General features: G+C 64.6%; 9 protein-coding genes. 6 read left to right on the top strand and 3 right to left on the bottom strand.

Translation table 11 applies throughout. The features are described from left to right. Positions 1–12: 12 nt before the first annotated feature. The gene (locus tag U5A65_RS00975) at positions 13–1,407 is read right to left on the bottom strand and encodes an FAD-binding oxidoreductase (protein WP_321915125.1); all 1,395 of its coding nucleotides are present in this window, start codon (positions 1,405–1,407) and stop codon (positions 13–15) included. A gap of 460 nt (positions 1,408–1,867) precedes the next feature. On the opposite strand from U5A65_RS00975, the gene U5A65_RS00970 reads away from it, so the two are divergent. Together U5A65_RS00970 and U5A65_RS00965 are read left to right on the top strand one after the other, a co-directional pair. Further along, positions 1,868–2,077 carry a DUF1059 domain-containing protein gene (locus U5A65_RS00970; protein ID WP_321915124.1) on the top strand — a complete coding sequence of 70 codons (210 nt, stop codon included), beginning with the start codon at positions 1,868–1,870 and terminating at the stop codon, positions 2,075–2,077. A gap of 231 nt (positions 2,078–2,308) precedes the next feature. Continuing rightward, positions 2,309–3,769, top strand: coding sequence for a mechanosensitive ion channel family protein (locus U5A65_RS00965; protein ID WP_321938581.1), 1,461 nt, complete (start codon positions 2,309–2,311; stop codon positions 3,767–3,769). Between the two features lie 30 nt (positions 3,770–3,799). On the opposite strand, the gene U5A65_RS00960 is transcribed toward U5A65_RS00965, so the two are convergent. Beyond that, positions 3,800–5,353, bottom strand: a complete 1,554-nt coding sequence (locus U5A65_RS00960; RefSeq protein ID WP_321915122.1) for a phospholipase D family protein — start codon at positions 5,351–5,353, stop codon at positions 3,800–3,802. A gap of 120 nt (positions 5,354–5,473) precedes the next feature. Between U5A65_RS00960 and U5A65_RS00955 the strand changes: the two genes are divergently transcribed. After that, complete coding sequence (locus U5A65_RS00955) at positions 5,474–6,331, top strand: DNA-binding protein (protein WP_321945167.1); 858 nt, start codon at positions 5,474–5,476, stop codon at positions 6,329–6,331. Between the two features lie 61 nt (positions 6,332–6,392). Here U5A65_RS00955 and U5A65_RS00950 read toward each other — a convergent pair whose 3' ends face one another. Beyond that, positions 6,393–6,866 carry an Lrp/AsnC family transcriptional regulator gene (locus tag U5A65_RS00950; RefSeq protein ID WP_042267102.1) on the bottom strand — a complete coding sequence of 158 codons (474 nt, stop codon included), beginning with the start codon at positions 6,864–6,866 and terminating at the stop codon, positions 6,393–6,395. Between the two features lie 141 nt (positions 6,867–7,007). Between U5A65_RS00950 and U5A65_RS00945 the strand changes: the two genes are divergently transcribed. The 3 genes from U5A65_RS00945 to U5A65_RS00935 all read left to right on the top strand — a co-directional run bounded on the left by U5A65_RS00945 (position 7,008) and on the right by U5A65_RS00935 (position 12,338). Further along, positions 7,008–10,538 (top strand): indolepyruvate ferredoxin oxidoreductase family protein, encoded by a 3,531-nt coding sequence (locus U5A65_RS00945; protein WP_321945166.1) that lies wholly within the window; start codon positions 7,008–7,010, stop codon positions 10,536–10,538. Positions 10,539–10,572: 34 nt separating this feature from the next. Then, positions 10,573–11,340, top strand: coding sequence for an SDR family NAD(P)-dependent oxidoreductase (locus U5A65_RS00940; protein WP_321945866.1), 768 nt, complete (start codon positions 10,573–10,575; stop codon positions 11,338–11,340). 92 nt (positions 11,341–11,432) lie between these two features. Further along, entirely contained in the window at positions 11,433–12,338 is a 906-nt protein-coding gene (locus U5A65_RS00935; protein WP_321945165.1) for a LysR family transcriptional regulator, read from the top strand. The last annotated feature ends 74 nt before the right edge of the window (positions 12,339–12,412 follow it).

The raw sequence follows: 12,412 nt of genomic DNA, 5'->3' as shown, positions 1-12,412 counted from the left end.
CACGGGCTCCCCTTAGGCCGACCCGTCGGGCCGGATGTTCTGGTTATGGCGGAAAAGATTGTGCGGGTCGTAACGCGTCTTCACTTCGACGAGACGGCTCATGTTCGGCCCATACGCCGCCTCGACGCGCGTGCGTTCGTCGTCGGTGAGGAAGTTCACGTAGACGCTGCCGAGCGCATACGGCGCGGAAGCTTCGAAGAAGTCGCGTGCCCACGCAACGCAGCGGGCGTCGTCGGCGGGATCGGTCCAGCGGCCGTGCACGTTCATCACGTAGAGCGCGTCGCGGCTCGGGTAGGCCATCGCATCGGGCGCGACGCGCAACGTCGCGCCGCCGATCTGCCCGAAGAATATTTCGCACTCGGGCGAGGGCAGTGTGGCGATGGCGTCGGTCAGCGTGTCGATGAGGCCGTCGGGCAGCGTGGCGAGATTGTGCGATTTCCAGTAGTTGCGCGCGCCCGGCGTAAGGAGCGGATCGAATGCCTGTTGCCACGCGGCGTACGGCATCGGCCCGAGATGTTCGCCATAGGGCTTGCCGAAGCGCCGCACCACCTCCACCGCGTTCGGCCCGTTTTCCACCGGCCCCGAATAGCAGATGGCGAACACCATGATCGGCTTGCCATGGACCTCGGGCGGCAGGAAAGGCAGCGGCGGTGCGAGGCGCGACACGCTCCACACTGTCAGGTCTTCGGGCATCGTGGCAGCCGCCTCGCGATACTTCACGAGCGCTTCTTTCGCGGCGTCGAATGGCAGCACGACTAGCCCGCCGTAAATCTCGGGGCCGACGGGGTGAAGCGCGAACTCGAACATCGTCACCACGCCGAAGTTGCCGCCGCCGCCGCGAATGGCCCAGAACAGGTCGGCGTTTTCCTTGGCGCTCGCGCGCAGCAGTTCGCCGTCGGCGGTCACGATATCGGCGGCCACCAGGTTGTCGATCGACATGCCGAAACGCCGGCTCAGCCAGCCGAAGCCGCCGCCCAGCGTGAGGCCGGCCACGCCCGTTGTCGAATTGATGCCAAGCGGGGTAGCCAGGCCAAACGCTTGCGCTTCGTGGTCGAAGTCGCCGAGCGTGGCGCCGGGCTCCACATACGCGCGGCGCGTGGCGGGTTCGACTCTGACTGACTTCATCAAGGAGAGATCGATGACGATACCGCCGTCGCATAGCGCGCTGCCCGCGATATTGTGGCCGCCGCCACGCACGGCGAGCGGCAGTCCCGTTTCGCGCGCGAGCGCCACGGTTTGCCGCACGTCGGCGCAGCCCCGGCAGCGCACGATGAGTGCAGGGCGGCGCTCGATCATCGCGTTCCAGATTTGCCGGGCTTCTTCGTAGGCCGCGTCGCCGGGTTGCAACGCTTCGCCGCGCAGCGCGCTTTTCAATGTGGCGATGGATTCGCTCGACAGGCTGGACATGGCTCACCTCTCAATTCAACGGATCGGACACACGCACACCCATAGCCGGGCGTGCGTTTTCATGGACTGAACGGAACTGCGGGCGACCGCTTCAATTGTCGAATCAATGCGGCTGACGCACGCGCGAAACGCGGCGTGCGTCCGGTCGGGAAAGCAGGAAGGAAGCGCTTTCGCAAAGGGCGGCGGGGGCAGCCTGTGGCCGGACCGCGAGGGACCGGGCGGCGAGCGCTTCGTGACCTTGCCGGGTTTCTACCCAGGCCGCCACCGAGCCTCGCCGGATCATTAGATAACCTAAATTACGCAGCTTGATAAATAAAATCGCGTGCAATTAATTCAGATTATTGTCGCGCGTGGAATCGCTTTAATAGTTTAGCAAGCACATTGCATGGATTCTATAATTTTCACGTATGTACGCACGGGCAGCGTGAATGTTCTCCTATGCCCAACGAGAGGTCTCACCATGACGCGCAAGTACATTGACTGCCGGGAGTTCCCTAGTGAAATGAACTGTTCGGTGGCGATCTCGGCGGACTCGGACTCCGAGCTTCTGGAAGCGGCCGTGCAGCACGCGGTGAGCGTGCATCGTCACGTGGATTCTCCGGAACTGCGTGCGCAGCTCAGCCAGCTCTTTCACGAGGGTTCGCCGCCCGTCGCATCGCCACGCGCATGACGCCAAAGAGGGCCGGCATGCAATGTGCCGGCCTGTGCGCCCGTCCCATACGGCGCACGCGAGCCTCCAGCACCCCACCCCAGCGTTTCTGGCGCCCGAATCCGGGCCGCGCCTGAGCACCGTCCAGCCGCCATTGCCACCCGTTCGCCCCGGCTGGGTCGTCCGTGGCAGAATCAAGCGCGTCCCGCAGTCCCAACATCAGCGTTAGGCCTTTCCAGCCGGGAGCCCCCCGTGAAATACCCGCTAATCGTTGGCTTGAGTATCGTTTTCGTCGATGTCGTCGTGTGGCGTGCGCGGCTGCCTCCACAGGATCTGGTCAGGCTCTTCATTCGGCTGGCGCTCTTCGCGGCGTTGAGCTGGGTGCTGTTTTCGTCGGGTATGAATCCGTTCGGGCAGGCGCCGTACCGGGATGCGGCAGCGCTCCACTGGCTGGCCCAGGTTCTGGAAATCGTCTGGTGGCTGATGGCCGCGCGGCTGTTTACCCTGTCGCTCGACTCGCTGCTGTTGCCTCGCGCCTGGCGAAAGCAACGACTGTTCTCGGACGTCTTCGGCGCCGTCGTTTTTCTCGCGGCGGTCGTTGCCGCCCTGGCATTCGTGCTGGAGCTGCCGGTGCGCGGTCTGGTCGCCACGTCGGGTGCGCTGGCTATCGTGCTCGGCCTCGCCATTCAGAGCACGCTCAGCGACGTTTTCGCCGGAATTGTGCTCAACGCCACGGAGCCGTACACCGTTGGCGACTGGGTCGTGATCGACGATGTGGAAGGCAAGGTCGTCGAAATGAACTGGCGCGCCACTCACTTGCTGACCGGTCAGGGGAACACGCTCATTGTCCCGAACGCCATGACTTCCAAGGCGAAGATCTCGAACAACAGCAGGCCGGCCAATGTTCACGGCCTGTCAATCGTGCTCGAGATCGACCCGGAAGCCCGGCCGAAAACGGTGATCGACGCGCTGGAGCGCGCGCTGACCGGAAGCCACGCCATCCTCAAGACGCCCGCGCCCTATGCCCGCATGCAGCGCGCAACGCTGAACTCGATCCATTACGAGGTGGTCGGGTTCGTTGACGATATGAGCAAAAAGAGGGTGACGTCCAACGAGCTGTTCGACTTGTGCTACCGGCACCTGGCGGCCTCCGGCGTGTCGTTGCGTGCACTGGGCGTGCCCGCGCCCGCCATCGAAGCGCATGACGCGAAGGAGGCGCTGCTCAAGCGCGTGTCGCTGTTCGAGAGCCTGAGTGCCGACGAGGTGACCCAGCTCGCGAAGCGTCTTTCCCGGCACGAGTATCAGGCCAATCAACAGATCCTTGCCCCGGATACCGTGCCGGACAGTCTCGCCATTATTTATGCGGGTGTGCTGTCGGTGACTTTCCGCGAGCCGTCGGGCGAGCACGAGCTTGCCCGGATCGGCCCGGGCGAAGCATTCGGCGAGGCGGGACTGCTGGCGGGCCTGCCCATGCACGTGTGCATTACCGCGCTCACGCCATCGGTCCTTTTCGAAATCGGCAAGGACGACATGACCGCGTTCCTGAAAGAGCACCCGGAAGTCGCAAAGGAACTTTGCCAGCTACTGGCGTACCGGCAGGACAAAATCGCCAAGTTGACGACGGCGCTTCCCGCAGAACAGGAGCAAGGTCATTCCCTCTTCGAATGGCTGTTCGGCAAGGTGCGCAATATTCATTCGCTCTACGATTCCTGAGGGGCTTTATTTCAGCGCTCGAGCGAGCGCTTACAGTTCGGACTCGATCGGCAGAAGGCCCATGAACCAGACGCTGGTGCGTCGCATGAAGGATACATCGGGCTCCGAATCATATTCGGTCACGGTTCCGTTCGCGGCGGTGTCGATCCAGACGATCCGGGTCTTGCCGTTCGCTTCCGTGCGTTGCTCGACTCGCCAGGCAATCTGGTCCAGTTGCGGCTCGACCTCGTCGATCACCTGGCCCGCAATTGCCGGGCTGTCGCACAGCACGCCAATCTCCGTATTGAGTTTGCTCGAACGAGGGTCGAGATTCATCGAGCCAATGAAGATGCTTTGCCGGTCGAACACGTAGGTTTTCGCATGCAGCGAGGCTCTCGAAGAACCAAAAAACCGTCGTTGCGCCTTCACGCTGGACGCACCAACCGGCTTCAGTTCGTAGAGCCGCACGCCAGCCGCGAGGAGAGCCTCGCGATAGTGGTCATATCCCGCATTCACGGCGACGACGTCAGTCGCAGCCAGGGAGTTGGTCAATACCGTGACGCGCACCCCGTGCCCGGTCAGATCGCTTAGCCACGCCACGCCCGCTTTTCCCGGCACGAAGTAAGGCGAGATGATGAGCATCTCATGCGTGGGTTTGAGGTTAAGCGCGGCGAACCGTGTCATGAGATGGCCTTCCGGGTTGGCCGGGTCGCGAGCGATCTTGGAGGGATCGTCGTAGAGGAGTGTGGCTTTTCCCCAGGAGAAGGTGGTGTTGCCGGCCTCGAGGGCCTTGGCCAGTCGTTGCCTCGCTTGCACGACATAGGGCGAGTCACGCTCCGACTGGATGTATTCGTCGAGCTTCGCGCGGTAGGCGGCCAATGCGGACGGATCTGCCGGATGCCCCATCAATTGCTCGATCGAATAACTCGATTCGGCATTCCAGAACGCGTCGAAGACGTTGGAGACCTTCCCGACAATGGGGCCGTGCACCAGCACATCCAGATCGCCGAAGGCAACGACTCTCGACGCACCGAAGTATTCGTCGCCGATATTGCGGCCACCGAGGATAGCGGCCTCGTTGTCGGCAACGAGCGCCTTGTTGTGCATGCGCCGGTCGACCCGGGAAAATTCGAGCGCGGACGAAAGTGCCTTGAAGCGGCGCCCCGCGACCGGATTGAATAGCCGTATCTGCACGTTCGGGTGCGAGCTGAGCGTGAGCAGCACCTGGTCGTCCGCATTCGTGCCGAGGTCGTCGAGCAGGACACGAACGCGCACGCCGCGGTCCGCCGCCTTGAGCACCGCCGCCGCCAGTTCGCGGCCGGTCAGGTCGTCGTGCCAGATGTAGTACTGCAGGTCGAGCGAGCGCTCCGCCTTTTCGGTGAGCACAACGCGGGCCACGAGCGCGTCGGTGGGGTCCGGCAGCAGGTGAAACGCGCTTTCGTCTGGATGGCTTTGTGCTTCGGATGCGAAGAGCGTGCCGAGTGGTGTGGACGCCGTATCTTGCAACGCAAATGTCTGCGGCCGGTTGGTCTGCGGCGGCAGACTCGCGCACGCGCTCAACACACAGGCAACAACGATGACGATAAGACGCTGAAGCTTTGTCATGTTCACACCTCGCTGGAGCATCCGGTTGGGCGAGTGGCGCCCCTCTTGCCACTGGCATTGGCGGTAGGAATCATACGCTTTACGTTGTATTATCGACGCACACCAGCCCAGCATTGCCCCATGACCGACGTCGCCCCCGACGAAGTGCGCCTCGCCGCCGAGATCGAGCGGCTCAAAGCCGAGTTTCCCAAAACGCGCGAACTGTATCGTGAAGTGTGCGCGTTGATGTTCTTCCGTTACGGCATCACGCCCACGGCCAACCGGCTCTATCAGCTTGTGCGCCGCGGCAGCATGAGCACGCCTACGGCAGTGCTTTCGGAGTTCTGGGCCACCCTGCGTGAAAAGAGCCGCGTGCGCATCGAGCACGCCGATCTGCCTGAGGAACTGCAAGGGGCCGCCGGCGAACTCATGGGTGCGCTCTGGACGCGCGCCACGGCGGCCGCGCAGGCTTCGCTCGAAGCGCTGCGTCTCGAAGTGGAAGAGGCGCGTCGCGCCGCGGAGGGCGCAACCGCAGCCGTGCGCGCAGACCTCGGGCACACGGAGGTGGCGCTCGAACAGCGCACCGCTGCGCTGCTCACGGCGCAGGTGCGCATTCAGGAACTGGAACAGGCGCAGGCCGGCGCCGTTGCCACGCGCGGCGCACTCGAAGCGGAACTGGCGCGCGAGCGCGAGGCGAGCCGCGAACGCGACACCGCGCTGACCCAGGCGCGCGCCGATTTTGCCGCGGAACGCGACAAGTTGCGCGCAAGCGCCGAACTCGCGCAAGCCGGAGCGCAACGCGCGCTGCGCGCGGAGGAAAGCGCGCGCGCCGAGATTCAGGCATTACAGGCGCAGGTGGGCGATTTGCGCCATCAGGTGGGCATGCTCGAAGGCCGGCTCGACGCACTGCGTTCGACCCGCGAAGTTTCGGTGCGCGAACGTCAGAACGCGCCCGCGAAACCGTTGCGGGCGGCGCGCAAGACAGGACCCAAGACGTGAAGGTCTGGTTGACACGATAATTCGTTCGTCATCCTGAGTGAATGACCACGTTTGCAGCGTTTCACTCGTCGCGCACGCGTACCGGCAGCTCGGTTTTGTACTCCACGCGGCGCAGCGCCACGGAAGTGTGAATGTCACGCACGCCCTCGATCTTGGTGAGGCGCGTCATGACGAAACGCTCGATGCCCGCAATATCGCTCGCCACCACGCGCAGCATGTAGTCGAACGCGCCCGTCATCAAATAACACTCCATCACTTCGTCGCAGTTCGAGATTGCGCGCTCGAACGCGGCTAGCCGTGTCTCATTCTTCTTCTCGATCGCGACCGACACATACGCGTTCACAGGAAAGCCCGCCTTCTCCTGATCGAGCAGCGTGACGTACTGCGTGATGACGCCGCGCTCTTCGAGCATGCGGATGCGCCGGTAGAACGGCGAGAGCGAAAGCCCGAGCGATTCCGCGAGGTCGGCGGACTTCACGTGCGCGTCGCGCTGCAGGGCGTGCAGGATGGCCACATCCACGCGATCGAATTTCATTGGCTAAGTTTCCCTGGAAAGGCCGAATTTTAGGCGAGTGTTGCTAATTCGAGAGTGATGTGTGGCTCAGTTTGGCACGAATCGCCGCTATTGGCTACCTAGAATCGGTTAATACCCACAAGCCGAACAGCGGAGACAACCATGAACATGCGAGCCGTCGAGACCGGGCGCCAGATCGATACGGACTATCGCCTCGAAGACCGCTACCTGCGCGAGGACGGCGCGGTCTTTCTCACCGGCACCCAGGCGCTCGTGCGCATCCTGATCGAACAGGCGCGCGCGGACCGGCAGGCCGGGCTGAAAACGGCAGGTCTCGTCTCCGGCTATCGCGGCTCGCCGCTCGGCGGATTCGATCAGGAACTGTGGCGCCAGAAGGCGTTGCTGGCGGACTTCGACGTGCGTTTCGAGCCGGGCCTGAACGAAGACCTCGGCGCGACGATGCTGTGGGGCGCGCAGCAACTCGACGCGTTTCCCGGCAAGCGTGTGCAAGGCGTGTATTCGATGTGGTACGGAAAAGGGCCGGGCGTGGACCGCACGGGCGACGTATTCCGCAATGCGAACATGCTCGGCACGGCACGGCACGGTGGCGTGCTGGCCGTGGCCGGCGACGACCATGCGGCGCAGTCTTCGATGTTCCCGCACCAGACGGACCACGTATTCGAAGGCGCGATGATGCCCATCCTCTTTCCGGCCTCGGTCGAGGAGTACATCGAGTTCGGGCTCACGGGCTATGCGCTTTCGCGTTTCAGCGGGCTGTGGGTCGGTTACAAGGCGATTACGGAGACGGTGGAAAGCGGCCGCTCGATGCGCGTGAGCCGCGGCGTGCCGTTGCGTTTGCCCGAGGACATTGCGGTTCCGCCGCAGCGTGGCTTCAACTATGACCCGCAATTGCGCTGGCCCGCGGAACGCGCCGAACTGGAGCGCCGCGTACTCGAAGAGCGCCTGCCCGCCGCACTCGCGTTCATGCGGGCGAATCCGCTCGACCGCGCGTTGCTGCGCCCCGCGCATGCGCGCGTGGGCATCGTGACGGTGGGCAAGGCGCATGCGGACGTCCTGGCCGCGTTCGAGGCGCTGGGCCTCACGCACGAGCGCCTCGAGCAGCTCGGCATCGGGCTCTATAAGGTTGGCATGATCTGGCCGCTCGAAACGGAAGGGCTCAAGGCGTTTGCACGCGGCATGCAGGCGCTGTTCGTCGTGGAGGAAAAGCGCTCGTTCGTGGAGCGGCAGATCAAGGAAGCGCTGTTCAACGTGCGTGCGGACCAGCGGCCGTCCGTGCATGGGAAGACGCTTGGCGAGCGCGAGCCGCTGCTGCCGGCGGCGATGGAGTTCGCGCCGGAGCAGCTTGCCCGCGCGCTGCAGCGGTTCTTTCAGCACGTTGCAATCGATATTCCGAATGTCGTTGCGGGTGCAACGAATGAGCGTTCGGCCGCGCAGCGCGTGATCGCGCTAGCTTCGGTGCCGGCGGGGGAACCGCTCACCCGCAAGCCGTTCTTCTGCGCGGGCTGCCCGCACAATACCTCGACGCGTCTGCCGGACGGCTCGCATGCCGCGGCCGGTATCGGCTGTCACATCATGGCGCTCGGCGAAGCAGGCAATACGGCCACGTTTTGCCAGATGGGCGGTGAAGGCGTGCAGTGGGTCGGCATGTCGACGTTCACGGACATGCCGCATCTGTTCGTGAATCTCGGCGATGGCACCTACCAGCATTCGGGCAGCCTCGCGATACGCCAGGCCGTGGCGGCGCGCGCGAACATCACTTACAAGATTCTCTTCAACGACGCGGTCGCCATGACAGGCGGTCAGCCCGCCGAAGGCGGCCTCACCGTGCATCGCGTGGTGGCACAGGTTCAGGCCGAAGGCGTGAGTGAAGTCGCCGTGGTGACCGACCGGCCCGAGCAATACGCGGGCTCGCATGGGTTGCCCACGGGCGTGACGCTCATGCACCGCGACGCGCTCGACGCGCTGCAACGCCGCTTGCGCGAGCAGAAGGGCGTTTCGGTGATCGTCTACGACCAGACCTGTGCCGCCGAAAAGCGCCGCCGCCGCAAGCGCGGCAAGCTGATCGATCCGCCCACGCGTGTGGTGATCAACCCGGCTGTGTGCGAAGGCTGCGGCGACTGCTCCGTGCAGTCGAACTGTATTGCGATCGAGCCGCTCGAAACGGAGCTGGGCCGCAAGCGGGCCATCAATCAATCGAGCTGCAACAAGGACACCTCGTGCGTGAAGGGCTTTTGCCCGAGCTTCGTGACGGTCGAGGGCATGGAGCCAAAGCGTCCGGACGCCGCGCGCATTCAACGCATCGAAGCCGAGCTGCGGGCTACGCTCGCACCGCCCGCACGCGTGCCGCAGGCGCTGGAGCAGCATCTGCGCATGGTCGTGACCGGTGTGGGCGGCACGGGCGTCGTGACGATCGGCGCGATCCTCGCCATGGCCGCGCATCTGGAAGGGCGCGGCGCCTCGACGCTCGACTTTACCGGCCTCGCGCAGAAGAACGGCGCGGTGTTGAGCCACGTGCAGATCGCGCAAAGCCGCGGGCTCATCACCACGTCGCGTATCGGCGCGCATGCGGCCAACGTGCTGCTCGGTTGCGACGCCGTGGTGGCCGCCTCGTCCGGCGCGCTCTCGCGCTTGCCGGCCAGCGGCGCGCGCGCCATCGTGAACGAGCGCATCACCGCAACGGCCGACTTCGTGCGCGACGGTGACCTGCCCGTGAGCAAGGCCGTGCATCAAGCGGCGATAGAGAGCGCGATGGGCGCAGAGGGCGCGGCGTTCTGGGACTGCACGGCGGCGGCAGAAGCCATTTTCGGCGACGCCATCGCGTCGAACATGATGATGGTGGGCTACGCGTACCAGAGGGGCCTCGTGCCGCTCACGGAGGCATCGATCCTGCGTGCAATCGAACTCAATGGCGCGGCCGTGAAGATGAACGAACGCGCGTTCCTGTGGGGACGGTTGATTGCGCAGGACGCTCGCGTGCTCGAACGCGTGGCGAGAGCGGACGTGGCAGCCGCGAGCACGCCGTTCGATCTTGCGCGCTTCGTGGCCGAGCGCGAGCGCGATCTCACGCAGTACCAGAACGCCGCTTATGCTGCGCGCTATCGCGCGCTGGTCGAAACCGTCGCGCAGGCGGAGCGCGGCATTGACGGTGCCCACGGTGAGCTTGCGCAAGCGGCCGCACGCCACTATTTCAAAGTGCTCGCCTACAAGGACGAGTACGAGGTGGCGCGCCTGCACACGAACGGGGGCTTTAGCGCGTACCTCGCCGGTTTGTTCGACGGCACGGCGGGCAAGAAGACCTTCCACATGGCGCCGCCGCTCCTCACGCGCCGCGACGCGCAAACCGGACGCCGCAACAAGATCGCGCTGCGCGGCGTGTGGGCCGAGCCGTTGCTGCGCGTGCTCAAGCATGGCAAGGCGCTGCGCGGCACGCCGCTCGATCCGTTCGCACGCCAGCGCGACCGCGTGATCGAGCGCGCGATGATCGGCGAATTCGAGGACGACGTGCGCCTCGTGCTCGGCAAGCTCACGCAGCAGACGCTGGCAGCAGCCATCGGCCTGCTTGGCGTGCCGGGTGCGGTGCGTGGGTTCGGTATCGTCAAGGAACGCAATTACGAGCATTCGCGCGGCATGCGCGAGCGGTATCGTGCGGAACTGATGGCTGAGACGGTTTGAAAGATCGGATAACTAATCGATGGAGGAGATTCAGATGGTGGTGCAGGACAAGACGTTTTTGATCACGGGCGGTGGTTCAGGACTCGGTGCCGCGGTGGGACGGCATTTGCTCGAACGCGGCGCGAACGTCGTGTTCGCCGATATCGACATCGCGCGTGCGCGCGACGAGGCGGCGAATGGCGGCGAGCGTGCATTTGCCGTAGAGGTCGATGTGACGCAGGCCGCAAGCGTCGAGGCGGCGATTGCGCTCGTCACGCAGCGCTTCGGCGCGCTGCATGGTGTGGTCAACTGTGCGGGCATCGCGCCGGCGCAACGCATCGTCGGAAAAGAGGGCGCCCATTCGCTCGATCTGTTCGCGAAGGTCGTGAGCGTCAACCTCATCGGCACCTTCAACGTGATGCGCCTCGCGGCCGTGGCCATGGCGAACAATACGCCCGACGCAGGCGGCGAGCGCGGCGTGATCGTCAACACGGCTTCGGTGGCGGCTTACGATGGCCAGATCGGGCAATCGGCCTATGCGGCTTCCAAGGGCGGCGTGGTGTCGCTCACGCTGCCGGCGGCGCGCGAGCTGGCGCGCAACGCAATTCGCGTGGTGACGATCGCGCCAGGCATCTTCGAAACGCCGATGCTTCTCGCCATGCCCGCGGAAGTGCAGCAGGCGCTGGGCGCGGGCGTGCCGTTTCCGCAACGCCTCGGCCAGCCCGCGGAGTTCGCGGCGCTCGTCGAGCATATCGTCGGCAATCGCTACCTGAATGGCGAGGTGATACGCCTTGACGGTGCATTGCGCATGGCGCCGCGCTAGTCGACGTTCCGCGTTGGACGGATCGCCGCAGGGACGTCGAAGACTGTGTATCGTAGAATCGGAACCATCGACTCACGATATTCGAAAAGCACATGGCCAAGGACGTGACTTTGCGGCAGTTCCGCTACTTCGTGGCGGCGGCGCAGAACGGGCAGTTTTCGATGGCGGCGGCGGCCGAGCATGTCTCGCAGTCCGCGATCACCAACGCGGTGCTCGCGCTCGAAGAGGCGCTCGGCACGCGGCTATTCGTGCGCTTGCCCCAGGGCGTGGAGCTGACGCCCGACGGGCAGGACTTCCTCAATCACGCGCGCCACGTGCTGGAGTCGGTGCGCGACGCGCTGCACAAAGCGCCGTTTCGCGCGCACAGCCTGCGCGGTACGGTGCGCATGGCCGCCTCGTATACGCTGCTCGGTTATTTTTTGCCGGAACTGCTCGCGCGCTTTCGTGCGACGTATCCGGAGATCGAGATCGATCTGCACGATCTCGACCGCCCGGCTATCGAGGAAGCGGTGCTCGCGGGCAATGTGGATCTTGGCGTGGCGCTGCTTTCCAACGTGGAGCGGCGCGCGCGCTTTGGCCACCACGTGTTGATGCGCTCGCGACGCCAGTTGTGGGCGGCGCCCACGCATCCCCTGGCGCAGACGGGCACCGTCACGCTGCGCGACATCGCGCGCTACCCCTATATCCTGATCACGGTGGACGAGGGCGAGGCCTCGACGCTGCGCTACTGGAAGAAGCGGCGCATTGCGCCGAATATCGCGTTTCGCACGAGTTCGATGGAGGCGTTGCGCGGCCTCGTGGCGCATGGCTTTGGCGTGACGATTCTCTCGGACATGGTGTTCAGGCCGTGGTCGCTGGAAGGCAAGCGCATTGACGCGTGCGCCATCGAGGACGCCATTCCGCAGATGGAGGCGGGCATGCTGTGGCATCCGGGCGCGGTGTTGAGCGATCCGGCGCGCGCGATGCAGCAGTTTTTGATTCACGCTTGCGGAAATTGAGGGACGGTCGCCACCTCTCATTTCGAATTCCTCTGATATCCCCGCCACGCCCATTTCCCTAATCTGAAGCCTTC

This window comes from Paraburkholderia sp. J10-1, assembly GCF_905220165.1.
Lineage (GTDB): Bacteria > Pseudomonadota > Gammaproteobacteria > Burkholderiales > Burkholderiaceae > Paraburkholderia.
Note: the sequence above shows the minus strand (reverse complement) of the source record. Positions and strands in the feature narration are given on the sequence as shown.